15 protein-coding genes are annotated in these 17586 nt (G+C 71.8%); 5 read left to right on the top strand and 10 right to left on the bottom strand.

Annotated features, from left to right (window positions below; translation table 11 throughout):
- Positions 1-37: 37 nt before the first annotated feature.
- Genes ACFWSK_RS20875 through ACFWSK_RS20865 form a run of 3 tightly spaced genes read right to left on the bottom strand, consistent with a single transcriptional unit; the run spans position 38 to position 1161 of the window.
- Positions 38-385 (bottom strand): type II toxin-antitoxin system PemK/MazF family toxin, encoded by a 348-nt coding sequence (locus ACFWSK_RS20875; protein ID WP_308460990.1) that lies wholly within the window; start codon positions 383-385, stop codon positions 38-40.
- Positions 378-602, bottom strand: coding sequence for a type II toxin-antitoxin system ParD family antitoxin (locus ACFWSK_RS20870; RefSeq protein WP_383788219.1), 225 nt, complete (start codon positions 600-602; stop codon positions 378-380). Before ACFWSK_RS20870 ends, ACFWSK_RS20875 begins: the two co-directional genes overlap by 8 nt.
- Before the next feature lie 58 nt (positions 603-660).
- Complete coding sequence (locus tag ACFWSK_RS20865) at positions 661-1161, bottom strand: DUF1203 domain-containing protein (RefSeq protein WP_383788216.1); 501 nt, start codon at positions 1159-1161, stop codon at positions 661-663.
- Between the two features lie 112 nt (positions 1162-1273).
- Here ACFWSK_RS20865 and pepN point away from each other — a divergent pair, with 112 nt between their 5' ends.
- A complete protein-coding gene (gene pepN, locus ACFWSK_RS20860; protein WP_383788214.1) occupies positions 1274-3850 on the top strand; it encodes an aminopeptidase N in 2577 nt (858 codons plus the stop codon).
- Positions 3851-3915: 65 nt separating this feature from the next.
- Here the strand turns inward: pepN and ACFWSK_RS20855 are convergent, their stop codons facing one another.
- From ACFWSK_RS20855 to ACFWSK_RS20830, 6 genes are all read right to left on the bottom strand, one after another.
- Positions 3916-4305 (bottom strand): VOC family protein, encoded by a 390-nt coding sequence (locus tag ACFWSK_RS20855; RefSeq protein ID WP_383788211.1) that lies wholly within the window; start codon positions 4303-4305, stop codon positions 3916-3918.
- Positions 4306-4485: 180 nt separating this feature from the next.
- Entirely contained in the window at positions 4486-5634 is a 1149-nt protein-coding gene (gene alc, locus ACFWSK_RS20850) for an allantoicase (protein WP_383788208.1), read from the bottom strand.
- Positions 5635-5693: 59 nt separating this feature from the next.
- Positions 5694-6617, bottom strand: coding sequence for a LysR substrate-binding domain-containing protein (locus tag ACFWSK_RS20845; protein ID WP_383788206.1), 924 nt, complete (start codon positions 6615-6617; stop codon positions 5694-5696).
- Positions 6618-6707: 90 nt separating this feature from the next.
- Complete coding sequence (locus ACFWSK_RS20840) at positions 6708-6938, bottom strand: hypothetical protein (RefSeq protein ID WP_383788203.1); 231 nt, start codon at positions 6936-6938, stop codon at positions 6708-6710.
- A 20-nt stretch (positions 6939-6958) separates the two neighbouring features.
- A complete protein-coding gene (gene malQ, locus ACFWSK_RS20835) occupies positions 6959-9181 on the bottom strand; it encodes a 4-alpha-glucanotransferase (protein ID WP_383788201.1) in 2223 nt (740 codons plus the stop codon).
- A complete protein-coding gene (locus ACFWSK_RS20830) occupies positions 9182-9496 on the bottom strand; it encodes a hypothetical protein (protein ID WP_383788198.1) in 315 nt (104 codons plus the stop codon). It lies immediately after the preceding gene.
- A 306-nt stretch (positions 9497-9802) separates the two neighbouring features.
- On the opposite strand from ACFWSK_RS20830, the gene ACFWSK_RS20825 reads away from it, so the two are divergent.
- Positions 9803-12781: a beta-N-acetylglucosaminidase domain-containing protein gene (locus ACFWSK_RS20825; RefSeq protein WP_383788195.1), complete on the top strand. Its 2979-nt coding sequence runs from the start codon at positions 9803-9805 to the stop codon at positions 12779-12781.
- Positions 12782-12847: 66 nt separating this feature from the next.
- Here ACFWSK_RS20825 and ACFWSK_RS20820 read toward each other — a convergent pair whose 3' ends face one another.
- Entirely contained in the window at positions 12848-13384 is a 537-nt protein-coding gene (locus ACFWSK_RS20820) for an HNH endonuclease (protein WP_383788192.1), read from the bottom strand.
- Between the two features lie 318 nt (positions 13385-13702).
- On the opposite strand from ACFWSK_RS20820, the gene ACFWSK_RS20815 reads away from it, so the two are divergent.
- The 3 genes from ACFWSK_RS20815 (at position 13703) to ACFWSK_RS20805 (ending at position 17581) form a co-directional block, all read left to right on the top strand.
- Entirely contained in the window at positions 13703-14767 is a 1065-nt protein-coding gene (locus ACFWSK_RS20815) for a mechanosensitive ion channel family protein (RefSeq protein WP_383788189.1), read from the top strand.
- A 207-nt stretch (positions 14768-14974) separates the two neighbouring features.
- Positions 14975-16189 (top strand): ROK family protein, encoded by a 1215-nt coding sequence (locus ACFWSK_RS20810; protein ID WP_383788186.1) that lies wholly within the window; start codon positions 14975-14977, stop codon positions 16187-16189.
- 57 nt (positions 16190-16246) lie between these two features.
- Positions 16247-17581, top strand: coding sequence for an ABC transporter substrate-binding protein (locus ACFWSK_RS20805; protein WP_383788184.1), 1335 nt, complete (start codon positions 16247-16249; stop codon positions 17579-17581).
- The last annotated feature ends 5 nt before the right edge of the window (positions 17582-17586 follow it).

The raw sequence follows: 17586 nt of genomic DNA, 5'->3' as shown, positions 1-17586 counted from the left end.
GCCACCGGATGTCCGGTGGCCGCCCCTTTCGCGTGCCTCAGAGTGCGAGGTGGCGCCGCAGGGCCGTGTCGATCTCGGTCATACGCTGGCGGGGGACGGTGCCGATGCGCTTCAGTACGCGTTCCAGGGAGACTGCCCTGACCTGCTCACACTGGACCTTCGAGTCCCTCGGTAGCCCGCTCTCCGCAGACGTGAGCAGCGCCTGGAATGTGAGAACACGTGCGGTGTTCGAGGTCAGGGGCAGGACGGTGATCACCCCTCGCCCGTTCGACTCGACGGACTGGTTGGCGGCGTTGTTGGACACGATCACGGCCGGTCTGACCTTGTTGGCCTCGCTGCCCTTGGCAGGTTCGAGATCGACCAGGTGAATATCGCCTCTACGCATCAGCGATTCCGTCTCCGACGGTGCGGTCCCAAAGAACCGCGTCCTCGCTCGCGTCCCATTCTTCGAACGCCTCGGTGTACTCCGCTTCGAGCCCGGCCTCCCGAAGCAACTCGATCGCGGCGTGGATCACCGCCGACCGGGAGTCCGCCTCGGTCTTCGCGGCGTACTCGTCGACGAAGGCGACATCCTCCTGCGGCAAGCTCACACTGATCTTCATACCTACCATGCTACCAGTGGTAGGAACAACCCCGCCACCCAAGGTGAAGCTTCAGGTGTTACCCGCGCAGCACCTCGAAGTGGAAGCACCCGTACTCCACGGCCCGCACGTGCACCAGCGCCACCTCGGGATCGGTGAACGCCTCCTCGAACGCCGCGTCGAACCCGCGCTCCTCCTCGGCCGGGATCTCCAGCAGCCGGCCGCCGACGATCCGGCCCTCCGCGCTGTAACGCCGCAGGACCCGCAGCGCACCGGCCCGCGAGAACGGATACCCGGCCCGCTGCCCCGCCGGTCCCTCGCACTCCTCGGCGTGGATGAAGACAGGCCCCTGCTCGTCGTACGCCCCGGGCTTCGCCCAGCTCGCGGCCGCCCAGCGGCGCAGCGGCGCGTACGAGACGAGCGCGATGCGCTCCCCCGGCTCCGCGCCCCGCAGGCAGCAGCGCAGCGGATCGCCCGCTTCCATGGCCGTGTACGGGACGCACGGGCGGCCCGCGTCGTCGGTCTCCCGGAGTTCCTTGAGCGCGGTCGGTTCGATGGGTCGTGCCTCGTAACTGGTCATGGTTCGAGGGTCGCGCGGCCCTCCCCGGGAGTCCGGCGGAAAACGGACATCGCGCTGCGCCCATCTCCCATGGAAGGATGGCCAAAAACTCGCATATCAAGGAGATGACCGCGTGCCTGGCACGAATCTGACCCGCGAAGAGGCACAGGAGCGGGCGCGCCTGCTGACCGTGGACGCGTACGAGATCGATCTCGACCTCTCCGGAGCGCAGGAGGGCGGCACCTACCGGTCCGTCACCACCGTGCGCTTCGACTCCGCCGAGGCCGGTGCGGAGACCTTCATCGACCTGGTGGCCCCGGCCGTGCACGAGGTCGTCCTGAACGGCAAGGCGCTGGACGTCGCCGCCGTCTTCCGTGACTCGCGCATCGCGCTGAAGCACCTGCACGCCGGCACCAACGAGCTGAAGGTCGTCGCCGACTGCGCGTACACCAACACCGGCGAGGGCCTGCACCGCTTCGTCGACCCGGTCGACGAGCAGGCGTACCTCTACACCCAGTTCGAGGTCCCGGACGCCCGCCGGGTGTTCGCGAGCTTCGAGCAGCCCGACCTGAAGGCGACCTTCCGCTTCAGCGTGAAGGCCCCGGCCGGCTGGACCGTGATCTCCAACTCGCCGACGCCGGAGCCCAAGGACGACCTCTGGGTCTTCGAGCCGACACCCCGCATCTCGACGTACATCACGGCCCTGATCGCCGGTCCGTACCACGCGGTGCACAGCAGTTACGAGAGGGACGGCCAGTCCGTACCGCTCGGCATCTACTGCCGCCCCTCGCTCGCCGAGTACCTCGACGCGGACGAGATCTTCGCGGTCACGCGGCAGGGCTTCGACTGGTTCCAGGAGAAGTTCGACTACGCGTACCCCTTCGCCAAGTACGACCAGCTCTTCGTCCCCGAGTTCAACGCGGGCGCGATGGAGAACGCGGGCGCGGTGACGATCCGCGACCAGTACGTGTTCCGTTCGAAGGTGACGGACGCGGCGTACGAGGTCCGTGCGGAGACCATCCTGCACGAGCTGGCCCACATGTGGTTCGGCGACCTCGTCACCATGGAGTGGTGGAACGACCTGTGGCTGAACGAGTCGTTCGCCACGTACACCTCGATCGCCTGCCAGGCGTACGCCGAGGGCTCCAAGTGGCCGCACTCCTGGACCACGTTCGCCAACTCCATGAAGACGTGGGCGTACCGCCAGGACCAGCTGCCGTCCACGCACCCGATCATGGCGGACATCAGCGACCTCGACGACGTCCTCGTCAACTTCGACGGGATCACGTACGCGAAGGGCGCCTCGGTACTGAAGCAGCTCGTGGCGTACGTCGGGATGGACGCGTTCTTCCAGGGCGTCCAGGCCTACTTCAAGGCCCACGCCTTCGGGAACACCCGGCTGTCCGACCTGCTGGGCGCGCTGGAGGAGACCTCCGGCCGTGACCTGAAGACCTGGTCGAAGCTGTGGCTGGAGACGGCCGGGATCAACATCCTGCGCCCGGAGATCGAGACGGACGAGAACGGTCACGTCACGTCCTTCACGGTCCTCCAGGAGGCCCCGGCGCTCCCCGCGGGCGCGAAGGGCGAGCCCACGCTGCGTCCGCACCGGATCGCGGTCGGCTGCTACGACCTCGACGAGGCCGGGAAGCTGGTCCGTACGAGCCGGATCGAGCTGGACGTCGACGGCGAGCGCACCACCGTGCCGTTCCCGGCGGACACCGCCCGTCCGGCGGTCATCCTCCTCAACGACGACGACCTCTCGTACGCGAAGGTCCGCCTCGACGAGGAGTCGCTGCGCGTCGTCACCGCCCACCTCGGCGACTTCGCCGAGTCCCTGCCGCGCGCCCTGAGCTGGGCCTCGGCCTGGGACATGACCCGCGACGGCGAGCTGGCGACGCGCGACTACCTCTCCCTCGTCCTCTCGGGCATCGGCAAGGAGTCGGACATCGGCGTCGTCCAGTCACTGCACCGTCAGGTGAAGCTGGCCCTGGACCTGTACGCGGCGCCGGAGGCCCGTGAGGCGGGCCTGACGCAGTGGACGGACGCCACGCTGGCCCACCTGCACGCGGCGGAGCCGGGCAGCGACCACCAGCTGGCCTGGGCCCGCGCCTTCGCGGCGACGGCCCGCAGCCCGCTCCAGCTGGACCTGCTCCAGTCCCTGCTGGACGGCACGGAGACGATCGAGGGCCTGGCCGTCGACACCGAGCTGCGCTGGGCGTTCGTGGAGCGGCTGGCCGCGACCGGACTGCTCGACGAGGAGGAGATCGCCGCCGAGTACGAACGCGACAAGACGGCGGCGGGCGAGCGCCACGCGGCGTCCGCGCGTGCGGCGCAGCCGAGGGCGGAGGCGAAGGCCGCGGCCTGGGCCTCGGTCGTCGAGTCCGACAAGCTGCCGAACTCCCTCCAGGAAGCGGTCATCAGCGGCTTCGTCCAGACGGACCAGCGGGAGCTGCTGGCCCCGTACACGGAGAAGTTCTTCGCGGCGGTCAAGGACGTCTGGGACTCGCGGAGCCACGAGATGGCCCAGCAGATCGCGGTCGGCCTGTACCCGTCCCTCCTGGTCTCGCAGGACACGCTGGACGCGACGGACGCCTGGCTCGCGTCGGCTGAGCCGAACGCGGCCCTGCGCCGGCTAATGTCGGAGTCCCGCGCGGGCGTCGAGCGCGCGCTGAAGGCCCAGGCGGCCGACGCGGCGGCTGCGACCGCCTGACGGACCGGCTGAACAGTGAGGGGGCGCCACCGACGGTGGCGCCCCCTCATCGCGTCCGCGGCCGTCTACTCCGTCACGTCCTGCGGATACCAGCGCAGTTCGACGGTGTTGCCGTCCGGGTCCTGAACGTAGACCGACTGCGCGTCGCCTCGTGCACCGAACCGCCCGGCCGGGCCCTCCAGCACGGTGAGGACGCCCGAGTCGATGAACTGCTGCCAGTCCAGCGGCTCGACGACCAGACAGATGTGGTCCACGTTGGACGCGCCCCGAGGACGGTCGAGCAGATCGATGATGGTCGTCGGACTGACCCGCACCGACGGGAACGGGACCTTGCCGGCCCGCCACTCCTCCACCCGGACCGGCTCCAGACCGAGCGGCCCGCAGTAGAACTCCAGGGCCCGCTCGACGTCCTGCACGTTGAGTACCAGATGATCGAAGGACTTGACTCTCAGCATGGGGCACCCTTCAGGGTCGTATGCCGACTGGTGTCGACTGGTGTCGCTTCTTCGCGAACCCCAAGACCCCTGACCCCCCGGAGTTGGTTCCGGCCGCCCCCTTCGGACGGCGTGGAAACCGCCCGTCGGGCGGGCGCTGGTGCGCGGCCGTCCGACGGGCGGGAGTGGGAAGGGGAGGGGTCAGGCGCCCGACTCCTCGTAGCGGCGGGTCAGCTCGGCCGTGCCCTGTTCCGTCAGGGAGCCGTGCAGGCGCATGCGGGCCACTCCGCCGTCGGGGAAGGCGTCGAGGCGGACGTGGGTGACCACCGCCTGGGCGCGCAGGACGAAGCGGTGCGGGGTGTCCGGCTGGAGCCTCGTGCGCGGGACGATCTCGAACCATTCGCCCGTCTCGCCGTCGCGGCCCTGGAGCGCGATCCAGCCGGCCGCGTTGCCCTTGAGGCAGGCGGTGTCGATCTCGACCGCGCGGACCGCGCCCTGGGCGGGCAGGCGGAAGCGGACCCAGTCGTTCGTGTCGCGGACCCGGCGGCGGCGGTTCTCCCAGCCGTCGTCCATCTTGCGGGAGGTGCCGGGCAGGATGATCTGGCCCGGTGAGGAGTAGAAGCGGTCCGAGGCGTCCTCGTACGTGCCGCCGTTCAGGATCGAGATCAGGTCGATCGTGCCGAGGGCCGCGAGCCAGGCCGGGTCGGGGACGACCTCGCCGTGGACGCGGAGGCGGGCGATGCCTCCGTCGGGGTGCTGGCAGAGGCGGATGTGGGTGTGGCGGCGGCCGCCGGTGACCTCGAAGCCGTTGGCGGCGTGGCCGCGTACGGGGGTGGGCGGGACGATCTCCTCCCACTTCACGTCGTCGGCGAGGAGCTCGGTGGGGCCGGGCGAGCCTTCGACGGCCGTCGCCTGGACCGAGACGCGCTGCGGGTAGTTGCCGCGGAAGTGGGCCGTGTCCACGATGAGGCCGCGGATGATGCCGGGCGCGCCGAGCCGGACGATGGCCCAGTCGTGCTCATCGGGCGCCGGGAAGGGGTGGGCGGCGTCGGCTCCGCGTCGGCGCCGGGTCTCCCAGCCGTCCATGATCTTGCCCTTGTGGCCGAAGCGCTCGGGGTCGAAGACGGCGCGCTCGCGGATGAGCAGGTTCTCGCGCTCGGCGAAGAACTCGTCGTTGGCGGCGATCACGCCCCCGCCGAGGCGGCGGTCGGCCAGGTCGACGAGCTCGGTGAAGGGGAGGTCCGTGGCGGTGCGGTAGTCGGCGTAGGGGTCGCCGCCGCCGTAGGGGGCCGCGTCATTGGCGTGGGGGTCGTTGTCCTGGAATGTGGTCTCGCTCGCGTCGAAGGTCATGTGATGACTGTCGTACCGAGTGACCCATCAGGTCCATCGAAAGTTTTCGCAGGGTCCGTTCAGTTCTGCTGAATGGTGGTGCGGGACCCGGCCACTGTCTCCAGCGCTTCGAGGACCCGGGCCACCGCCGGGCCTCCTTCCGCCCCCTGCCGTACCGCCGCCACCACATGGCGGCGCGGCTGGTCCGCGTCCAGGACCCGCATCACCACCCCGTCGCTGCGTTCCCCCGACGCCATCCGGGGAACCAGCGCGATCCCCATGCCCGCCTCGACCATGGCGAGGATCGCGCTCCAGCCGGCGGCGCTGTGGGCCTGCTCGGGCACGAAGCCCGCAGCCTCGCACGCGGCGGTCGTGATCTCCGACCAGGGGCCCGAACCGCCGTAGATCCAGGGTTCCGACGACAGGTCCGCGAGCCGCAGTCCGGGGGCCCCGGCGAGCCGGTGGCCGGCGGGCAGGGCCACGTCGAGGGGGTCGGCGAGGAGGGGGACGAGCGCGAAGCGGGGGTCGCGGGCGGTCGGGGCGTGCGCCGCGAGGGACAGGGCCAGGTCCACGTCGCCGGACGAGAGGAGTTCGTACGCCTCCGCCGCCTCCGCCTCCCGTACCCGAACCTCCGGGCCCGGGCGGTCCCCGGAGCGCAGGAGCCGGACCGCCGGGACGACCAGGGCGGGTACGGCCGTCGAGAAGGCGCCGACCCGTACCTCGCCCGCCTCGCCGCGCAGGTAGCCGGTGAGTTCGGCTTCGGCGCGCTCCAGCTGGGCGAAGACCACCTCGGCGTGGCGCAGGACCAGGTGGGCGGCGTCGGTGAGGCGGACCCGGCGGCCCTGGGCTTCGAGGAGGGGGACGCCGAGCTGCCTGGCAAGGTTGCTGAGTTGCTGGGAGACCGCGGACGGGGTCATCAGCAGCGCCTCGGCGGTCGCGGTCACGGTGCCCCGGTCGCGCAGGGTGCGGAGAATGCGGAGCTTCCTGACGTCCCACTCGGTCATGGGCGCAACCTACCCGGACTCGCGGAACGGGCCCGGACATGCCGGTGCACCGCGCGGTACCAGGTACCGGCGGTGCAGTCGGGAAGAGTCCTAGACCGTCTTCTTGGACTTGTCGAGCACCATGACCAGGCCCACGATCACCACGAACAGGGCGATGGGTGCCACGACATAAAGCCCGATCGTATCCATCGCGCTCAGACCCGGGCCCGGGTCGTCACCGTCGTCGCGGGTGAGAGCGAGCGCGGGCGACGACATGAGCAGCATCATCAGCGTCGTACCGGCTGCGACGGCGCCGGCGCGCATAGCGTTCTTCTTGTCCACGGTGCAAACGTAGCGAACGGCTACGAGCGGCGCGCGCCCGGGGGTGCCGTACGGGACCCGCGGTGCTCGGGGCGGGGGCTCAGCACCCCCATCAGCCGGTGCAGCCGGGGCGAGGAGGCAAGCTCCTCCAGGGTCACCGGATGCCCCTCCGCATCGGCGATGGGCAGGCGCCAGTTGGGGTACTGGTCCCAGGTGCCCGGCAGATTCTGCGGGCGGCGGTCGCCCACCGTGTCGGGGAGCCAGACGCCGGTCATCCGGGCAGGGGTGAGCAGCAGGAAGCGGTGGACCGCCCGGATCGCGGCCTCCTCGTCGCCGTCGCCCTCGGGCAGGAGACGGAGCCGTGCGAGGTACGCCAGCCACTCGGCGGTCTCGGTGGCGTCCTCGGTCAGCTCCTGCTCCAGCGGGCGGGTGAGCAGCCCCAGGCGGTGGCGGAGTGTCACGTGGTCACCCGTCAGCCGGGCGGCGGTGGAGGGCAGGTCGTGGGTGGTGGCCGTGGCCACGCAGTCCTGGCGCCACCGCTCGGGCGGCAGGGGCGCGCCCGTGCCGTCCCAGTCACGCTCGAACCAGAGCACGGAGGTGCCGAGCACACCACGCCGGGCGAGCGCCTCGCGGACGCCCGGCTCCACGGTGCCGAGGTCCTCCCCTATGACGACGGCACCGGCCCGGTGCGCCTCCAGGACGAGGACGGCGAGCATCGCCTCGGCGTCCTGGCCGACGTACGTGCCCTCGGTGGGCGGACGCCCCTCCGGCACCCACCAGAGCCGGAACAGCCCCATCACGTGGTCGATGCGCAGGGCGCCCGCGTGGGCGAGGAGGCCGCGCAGGAGGCCGCGGTACGGGGCGTAGCCCGAGGCGGCGAGCACGTCGGGGCGCCACGGGGGCAGCCCCCAGTCCTGACCGCGCGCGTTGAAGGCGTCCGGGGGCGCGCCGACCGACATCCCGCGCGCGAAGGCGTCCTGCTGGGACCACGTGTCGGCGCCGGCCGGGTGCACGCCCACGGCCAGGTCGTGGACGATACCGACGGCCATCCCGGCGTCCCGGGCGGCCTGCTGGGCCTCGGCGAGCTGAGTGGCGGTCAGCCAGGCGAGCCGGCAGTGGAAGTCGACCCGGTCCAGCAGTTCGGCGCGGGCCCTGGCGGTCTGCGGGGAGCGGGGGTCGCGCAGCCCCTCGGGCCAGGTGTGCCAGTCGGGACCGTGCGCCTCGGCCAGGGCGCACCAGAGGGCGTGGTCCTCCAGGGCCTGCCCCTCGCCGGCCAGGAAGTCGCAGTAGGCGGCCCGGCGGCCGGGGGTCAGCGGCACCTCGTGGATGAGTTCCAGAGCCTGCCGCTTGAGCTCCCAGACGGCGTCCCGGTCGATCAGGGCGCCCTTGTTGAGCACGGCCTCGGAGAGCCCGGCGGCGTCCAGGCGGAGGTCGTCCAGGGCCACACGGTCCCGGACGTGCCCGTACTCGGGCACCGACTCGATGTGCAGATGAACGGGGTCGGGGAAGCGGCGCGAGGAGGGGCGGTACGGGGAGGGGTCGGTGGGCCTGCCGGGTACGGCGGCGTGGAGCGGGTTCACCTGGACGAATCCCGAGCCGAGGCTCCGGCCGGACCAGGCGGCGAGGTCGGCCAGGTCACCGAGGTCGCCCATGCCCCAGGACCGGGCGGAGAGCAGGGAGTACAGCTGGACGAGGAAGCCGTGGACGCGGGCGGGCGGCTGCGGGACGCGGGCCGGGGCGACGACGAGCGTGACGGCGGCGCAGCGGTTGTCGGGGGTGCGCGCGGACAGCCGGTGGACGCCCGGGGGCGGCTCGCTCCACCAGGCGGGTGCCTGACCGGGGGGCTCGGCGGCGAGTTCGGCCGCGGACTCGGTGGCGGAGCCGGACGGGGCCGGCGGGGCAGGCGCCGGCGCCGGCGCCGATGTCGGGTTCGCCACCTGGGTCAGGCGCTCCGGGGGCGTGGCGGCCGCCCCCGGGGCGCGCTCCAGCTCGATCGTCAGCCTCGTGTCCGGCGGCAGCTCCGCAAGAGGGGGCGGCAGGGGCTCCCCCGACCAGACGACCACCGTCGGCGGAAGCAGGCGCGAAACCGCCGCCGCTTCCGCGGCGTCCAGCGCCTTCCGTACGGCCCCGGGGGTGTCGGCGTCGACGCCCAGCGCGGCGAGCACGGCCGTGACCGTGTCGTCGGGGACGGACACCGTGACATCCGCGGACGGCGAGTAGGAGGTGGCGACACCGTGCAGTGCGGCGAGCCGGGTCAAGCCCATTCAGACTCCTGGGGACTCCATGCCCCCTGCGGTGCCGGGGGCGGTCGGCTCGCTGGTCAGAGGGGCGACGGCGGCGAGCGGTGGCTCGCTCGTGAGAGGGGTGGCATCGGCGAGCGGCGGCTCGCTGGTCAGCGGTGCGGCGTCGGCGAACGCGGCCTCGACGCTCAGGTGGGAGACATCGGCGAGCGGCAGCTCGCTGATCATCGGAGGCGCGAGGTCGGTCAGGGGCGGTTCGGTGGTCGGTGCGGCAGGACCCGCGGGGCTCGGTACCTGTTTGGAGAGGGCGGAGAGCAGAAGCTGCGCGGCTGCGGGCATGTTGGCCTCCTGGCCGTTGAGAACAGGACATCGCCAGACCTACCCAGCCGGTGCGGCCGCAGACGTGGACGTGACATACGCGTTATGACAACGAGCACAACGTGCCGTAGGTCACATTCCGTTCCCCGCGCGGCAGCCATGGGCCGCTTCCGGCCACCCTGCGCGGCTTCCAGCGCTCTCGCGGACGCGTACAGGAGATTCCCGGTGAGACGACCGGGCATATCTGGCGCAACGGTCACGCGCATTGACACCCTCGCGCGCGGGTGGTGGGCTCGGAGCCCACCGGCGGGACGAGAGGGGCGCGACGTGCAGTTCGGGCGCAGGAAGCACGCGACGGCCGTCGCCGTCGCGGTGATCGGCGGACTGCTCGGTTCCGTGGCTCCGGCCGCGATGGCGGCCCCCGTCGTTCCCGGACCGCGGACCGCCGTGCCCGACCGCGTCGACGACTCGCGGCTGCCCTCCGTCTGGCCCCGTCCGCAGACCATCAAGGCGTTCGGTCAGGCCGTGCCCCTCGGTAGCGAGGTCACCGTCGTCGCCGACGCGGGCGCCGATCCGTACGCGGTGGACGCCCTGCGGACCGTCCTGCGCGACGCGGGCGTCACCACCCTGCACGACGGGCTGCCGGGGCGCGGCCCCGTCGTCCGGATCGGCGGTCCGGGCGCGCTGGACGCCCTGCGGGTCATGCGGGCCCCCGAGCGCGCGGACCTCCCCTCCGGCGGCTACCGCATCGCGGTCGGCCAGGTCACCGGACGCTCCACCGTCGCCCTGGACGGTGTCGGCGAGGACGGCCTCTTCCACGCCGTCCAGACGCTGCGCCAGCTGATCCGCGACGGGGCCGTCTTCGGCGCCGTGGTGCGCGACTGGCCGGGCACGGCGGTCCGCGGGATGGCCGAGGGGTTCTACGGGCAGCCGTGGACCCGCGAGGAGCGGCTCGCGCAGATCGGCTTCATGGGGCGCACCAAGCAGAACCGCTATCTGTACGCGGCGGGCGACGATCCCTACCGTCAGGCCCGCTGGCGAGAGCCCTATCCCGCCGAACGCCGCGCGGACTTCCGCGCGCTGGCGGAGAAGGCGCGTGCCGAGCACGTGACGCTCGGCTGGGCCGTCTCCCCCGGCCAGGCGATGTGCATGGCCTCGGACGGCGACATCAAGGCGCTGACGCGGAAGATCGACGCCATGTGGGCGCTGGGCGTACGGGTCTTCCAGCTCCAGTTCCAGGACGTCAGCTACAGCGAGTGGCACTGCGACGACGACGCGGACGCCTTCGGCAACGGCCCGGAGGCCGCGGCCAGGGCCCAGGCGCGCGTCGCGAGCGCCGTCGACCGGCATCTGGCGGAACGCCACCCGGACGCCGAGCCGCTGACCGTGATGCCGACGGAGTACTACCAGAACGGTTCGACGGACTACCGCGAGGCGCTCGCCGCCGAGCTCGACGACCGGGTGCAGGTGGCCTGGACCGGGGTCGGGGTCGTACCGAGGACCATCACCGGGCGGGAGCTGGCCGGTGCCCGGTCCACCTTCCGCCATCCGCTGGTCACCATGGACAACTACCCGGTCAACGACTACGCGCAGGACCGGATCTTCCTCGGCCCCTACACCGGCCGGGACCCGGCGGTCGCGAGCGGCTCGGCCGCGCTGATCGCCAACGCGATGGAGCAGGCTTCCGCGTCCCGCATCCCCCTGTTCACCGCCGCCGACTTCGCGTGGAACCCGAAGGGCTACCGGCCGCAGGAGTCCTGGCAGGCGGCGATCGACGACCTGGCGGGCGGCGACGCCCCTACCCGGGCCGCGCTGCGCGCTCTCGCGGGCAACAGCGCGACCTCGGTGCTCGGGGGCGCGGAGTCCGCCTACCTGCGCCCCCTGCTCACCGCGTTCTGGGCGTCCCGGGCCGCGAGCGGCACCGTGCGCGACGACGCGGCGCGCGATCTGCGGGCGGCGTTCACCGTGATGCGGGAGACCCCGGAGCGTCTCACCACCCCGGCGGACGGTCGGCTGGACGACGAGGTCCGTCCCTGGACGGACCAGCTGGCGCGGTACGGCCGGGCGGGCGAGCTCGCCGTGGATCTGCTCCAGGCGCAGGCGCAGGGTGACGGGGCGGGTGCCTGGCAGGCGCAGCTGGCGCTGGATGGCCTGCGCGAGGAGATCAAGGACGGCGGGGCGACCGTCGGCAAGGGCGTGCTGGGACCGTTCCTGGACCGGGTCCGCAAGGAGTCCGACGGCTGGAACGGCGCCGACCGCGACTCGGGCACCGTCAGCAAGGACGCGAACAGCTACACGATCCAGCTGGGCCGGCCCCGCCCCGTGGACGCCGTGACCGTGATGACGGACCCGGGCAGCGGCTCCGCCCAGGCGGTTCTCCAGGCCCATGTGCCGGGCGAGGGCTGGCGAAGCCTCGGCCGGCTCTCGGCATCGGGCTGGACCCAGACGACGACGAAGGATCTGCGGGCGGACGCGGTCCGGGTCATCCTGCCCGCCGTGAGCCCGTCCTTCACCGGCACCGCGCCCCCGCTCCTCCCGGGCCGCGGCACGACTGCGGCCGGTCCGAAGGTGCGGGCGGTCGTGCCGTGGTTCGGTGACGAGCCCGCGGCCCGCCTCGCTCTCGTACGCGGTGAGACGGACGCGGTGATCGGCGGCAGCCCGCAGCGGGTCGAGGCGCGGCTGGCCGGGCGGCGTCCCGCGGAGGTGCGGGGAGCGCTGACCGCCGAGGCGCCCAAGGGCATCACGGTGAAGGTGCCGTCGCAGACGACGGTCCCGCGCGGTGCGCGCACCGACGTCCCCGTGGACATCACGGTCCCGGCGGACACCCCGGCCGGTGAGTACGAGGTGCCGTTCACCTTCGGCGGCGAGCGCAGCACACTGACGGTGCGGGCCTTCCCCCGTACCGCGGGCGCCGATCTGGCGCGTACGGGCACGGCGTCCTCGTCCGGCGACGAGACCCCGGACTTCCCCGCGGCGGCGGCCTCGGACGGCGATCCCGCCACCCGCTGGTCCTCACCCGTGGAGGACGGCGCCTGGTGGCAGACGGAGCTGTCCGAGCCGGTGCGGCTGGGCCAGGTGGTGCTGCGCTGGCAGGACGCGTACGCCTCGCGCTACCGCGTCCAGGTCTCGGCGGACGGCCGCACCTGGCGTACGGCGGCGACGGTCCGCGAGGGCAGGGGCGGGCGCGAGTCGGTCCGGATGGACGCGAAGGACACCCGGTTCATCCGGGTGCAGGGCGACGGCCGGGCCACCGAGTTCGGCTACTCGCTGTGGTCGGTGGAGGCGTACGCGGTGGCGGCCGAGTAGCGCGGCCGCCCGGTGGCCGTTCTGTCCGCGAGCGCCGGACCGGCTCGGGGACGGAACGGATACGGCTCAGGCCGAGACACCGTCGATCCGGGCCAGCGCGTCGTCCGCGCCGAACGGTTGCAGATACGGAAGCCAGCGCGGGTCCCGGTGTCCGGTCCCGATGATCCGCCAGGCCAGGCCGCTGGGCGGGGCGGGCTGGTGGCGCAGCCGCCAGCCGAGCTCGGGCAGGTGGCGGTCGGCCTTGACGTGGTTGCAGCGGCGGCAGGCCGCCACCACGTTGTCCCAGGCGTGCTGTCCGCCGCGGCTGCGCGGAATGACGTGGTCGACGCTGGTGGCCGCGGCGCCGCAGTACATGCAGCGCCCGCCGTCCCGGGCGAAGAGCGCCCGCCGGGTCAGTGGAACGGGCCCCCGGTAGGGGACCCGTACGAACCGCTTGAGGCGGATGACGCTGGGCGCCGGTACAGCACGGGTGGCACTGTGCATGAAGGCGCCGGACTCCTCGAGGCAGATGGCCTTGCTCTCGAGGACGAGGACGAGCGCGCGGTGGAGCGGTACGACGCCGAGCGGCTCGTACGACGCGTTGAGAACCAGGACGTGCGGCACGGTGGATGCCTCCTTGTACGCCGGCGGCGCGTGGCTCGCGCCGGGACGATCCGATCTCAGTCTCTCCTTATGCCTGGTCGAAACGCCACCACGTGCCGGTAACGGGCCGGAGGGATTTTCCTCACCCCCCCTGCCCGCCCACGGCCTGGACACCGGGGAACAGGCGCTTCACCACGGCGGCCGCCCGCCCTGTGCGATCGGCCACACCTGCTGTATCCCCGGGTGAGACGTGTCTCTCCCTCGAACACGGCAACGATCCACTCCCATGGCTTCGTTACTGTTGTTGGTCACCCGTCGCCGCTCCTGGAGGTCCCCACCGTGTACCTGTCCGCCCTCTTGGCCGCAGCACCTTCGCCGGAGCCGGTCGGTTCGCTGGGTGAGGCCGCCGAGCAGGCCGGCAACGCCGCGGGCTGGGTCGAGCAGAACTGGTCCACCTGGCTGAACACCGGGCTGCGCATCCTGCTCATCGCGACGGTGGCGATCGTGCTGCGCTATGTGATCCGCCGCGCACTGACCAACCTCATCGACCGGATGAACCGCAGCGCCCAGGCCGTGGAGGGCACCGCCCTCGGTGGTCTGCTGGTCAACGCGGAACGGCGCCGCCAGCGCTCGGAGGCGATCGGTTCGGTACTCCGTTCGGTGACGTCGTTCCTGATCCTCGGCACGGCGGGCCTGATGATCCTGGGCGCGTTCCAGATCAATCTGGCCCCCCTGCTGGCCTCCGCCGGTGTGGCCGGGGTCGCGCTGGGATTCGGCGCGCGCAACCTGGTCACCGACTTCCTCTCCGGCGTCTTCATGATCCTCGAGGACCAGTACGGTGTCGGGGACACGGTCGACGCGGGCGTCGCCTCGGGCGAGGTCATAGAGGTGGGCCTGCGGGTGACGAAGCTGCGCGGTGACAACGGTGAGATCTGGTACGTCCGCAACGGCGAGGTGAAGCGGATCGGCAACCTCAGCCAGGGCTGGTCGACGGCCGGTGTCGATGTGACGGTGCGTCCCACGGAGGACCTGGACCTGGTCCGCAAGGCGATTCACGACGCGGCGGAGACCATGACCAAGGAGGACCCGTGGACCGAGCGCCTCTGGGGCCCGGTGGAGGTCCTGGGCCTGGACGCGGTCCTGCTGGACTCGATGACGGTCCGCGTGACGGCGAAGACGATGCCGGGCAAGGCCCTGGGCGTGGAGCGCGAGCTGCGCTGGCGGATCAAGCAGGCGCTGGACGAGGCGGGCATCCGGATGGTCGGGACCCTGCCGCTGCAGGCGGACGGGGACGCGTTGCCGGACCCGACGGCCGGCATGGCAGCCCCGTCGGCGTACGCGTCGGCGACCTCGCCGCAGTCGCTGGCCGCCACGCCGATCGCGCCGCCGAACCTGGCCAAGTAGCACATGTTCCGCCGCCCTGCCCGGCCGGGCGGCGGGAAGTACCCGAAGGGGCGTTCCGCGTGTGCGGTGCGCCCCTTCGGTGTACGGAGTGTTCCAGGTAACGCTTTGATAGCCGCAGGGGTGCGGCCCATTGACGGTCCGGTGACCTGCGCCATACCTTCCTCTCACGAATAGGAAAGTTTCCTAACAGAGGGCAGGTGGACCACCATGGCGGGAACCACGCCGGGGACTCCGGGCACACCGCGGGTCCTGCGCGCCATGAACGACCGGGCCGCCCTCGATCTGCTGCTGGAGCACGGCCCCCTCTCCCGTACGCGGATCGGGAAGCTGACGGGCCTCTCCAAGCCCACCGCCTCCCAGCTGCTGGCCCGTCTGGAGGCCGCGGGCCTCGTCATGGTCACCGGCACCAGCGAGGGCCGCCCCGGCCCCAGCGCCCAGCTCTACGCCGTGAACGCCCGCGCCGCCCATGTGGCCGGCCTCGACGTCACCGCCGAGCGGATCGTCGCCGCGGTCGCCGACGTCACAGGCGAGACGGTCGGGGAGTACGAGCTGCGCACCCCGGGCCGGCGCGCCGTGGGTGTCGTCCGGCAGGTGGCCGACGCACTGGACGGCGCGGTCAAGGAGGCCGGGCTGACCCGCGCCGATGTGCACCGCGTCGTCATCGGCACCCCAGGCGCGTTCGATCCCAGCACGGGCCGGCTGCGGTACGCCTCGCACCTGCCCGGCTGGCACTCCCCCACCCTGCTGGAGGAGCTGGCCGCCTTCCTGCCGATGCCGGTCGAGTACGAGAACGACGTGAACCTGGTCGCGGTGGCCGAGCAGCGGCTCGGCGCGGCCCGCGGACACGAGGACTTCGTCCTGCTGTGGAACGAGGAGGGCCTCGGCGCCGCCCTGGTGATCAACGGACGGCTGCACCGCGGCTGGACCGGCGGCGCGGGCGAGGTCGGCTTCCTGCCGGTGCCCGGTACTCCCCTCGTACGCCAGGTCGTGAAGGTCAACAGCGGCGGCTTCCAGGAGCTGGCGGGCGCCCAGGCGCTGCCTCGGATGGCCACCGCCCTCGGCATCGACACCCCGCACCAGCCGTACGCGGAGGTCGCGGCGGGGCTGCTGACGCGGGCGGTAGAGGCGTACGAGCGCGACCCGGCGCTCACCGAGCTGCTGCGGCAGTACGCCCAGCGGCTCGCCACCGGTCTCGCCTCGGTCACCGCCGTACTCGACCCGGAACTGATCGTGCTATCCGGCGCACTCGTCTCCTCCGGCGGTGATCTGCTGCGTTCGCTGATCCAGTCGGAGCTCGCGGAGCTCGCCGCGTCCCGGCCCCGTCTCGTCCTCGGCGAGATCAGCCGCCATCCCGTCCTGCGGGGAGCCCTGGAAAGGGCCCTCGCGGACACCCGCGACGAAGTGTTCGACACCTCGCGCTGAATTTCCCCGCTCTTCTCCTCTCCCCATGTCCTTCCCCCTGTCCCTGGGAGTCCTGTCATGCGCAGAAGCCGACCGACCACCACCGCCGCTGTCGCCGTCGCCGCGATATCGGTTCTCGCCACCGCCTGTACGGGCCAGGCCGAGCCGGGTGCGACCGACGACCCGAACGCGAAGACGACCATCAACTTCTGGCACGGCTGGAGCGCGCCCGCCGAGGTCAAGGCGGTCAGGGACAACGTGGACCGGTTCGAGAAGGCCCACCCGAACATCAAGGTAAACGTCGTCGGCAACATCAACGACGACAAGCTCAACCAGTCGCTGCGCGCGGGCGGTTCGAAGGGCCCCGACGTGGTGTCCTCGTTCACCACCGCGAACGTCGGCAAGTTCTGCTCGTCCGGTGCCTTCGCCGACCTGAAGCCGTTCATCGAGAAGTCGAAGCTGGACCTGGAGAAGACCTTCCCGAAGGTTCTCCTGGACTACACCCAGTTCGAGGGCAAGCGCTGCGCGCTGCCGCTGCTCGCCGACGCGTACGGCCTCTATTACAACAAGGACGCCTTCGAGAAGGCCGGCATCACCGAGCCGCCCGAGACGATGTCCGAGCTGGCCGCGGTCGCCAAGAAGCTCACGGTCGAGAAGGGCGACAGCTACGAGCAGCTCGGCTTCATGCCGACCTTCCACGGCTACGAGACGGTCGCCGACCACTACCTGTCCTCGTGGGAGCACGCGTACTTCGACAAGGACGGCAAGTCCAACATCGCCAAGGACCCGGCGTTCGCAAAGATGTTCACGTACCAGAAGAAGCTGGTCGAGGACCTGGGCGGGTACGAGAAGCTGGAGAAGTACCGCGGCACCTTCGGTGACGAGTGGGGCTCCAAGCACCCGTTCCACACCGGGCAGGTCGCGATGCAGCTGGACGGCGAGTGGCGGCTCGGCATGGCCACCGACGCCGAGGTCCCGTTCGAGATCGGTGTCGCGCCGATGCCCGTCGCGGACGACGAGCGCGACAGCTACGGCAAGGGCTTCCTCTCCGGCACGATCATGGGGATCGCCCCGGGCAGCACGAAGCAGAACGCCGCCTGGGAGCTGGTCAAGTTCATGACGAGCGACACGCAGGCCGTTGTCGACTTCGCGAACGGGATCCGCAATGTCCCCTCCACCTTCGAGGCGCTGAAGTCCCCCGGTCTGAAGTTCGACCCGCGCTTCAAGACCTTCCTGGACATCGCCCAGCACCCCGGTTCCAGCACCCCCGACGGGGCCATCAACGGCTCGACGTACCAGCAGACCATCCAGGACTTCGGCTTCCAGTACGAGAAGGGCTCGGTGAAGGACCTCAAGGCCGGTCTGGAGAAGACCGCCGCCCAGATCGACACCGACATCGCGAAGGCCAAGTAGCCCCT

Source organism: Streptomyces sp. NPDC058620 (assembly GCF_042717135.1).
In the GTDB taxonomy this organism is placed as follows: Bacteria; Actinomycetota; Actinomycetes; order Streptomycetales; family Streptomycetaceae; genus Streptomyces.
The sequence above is the reverse complement of the archived record's forward strand: the minus strand, read 5'-3'. Positions and strand labels throughout refer to the sequence as shown.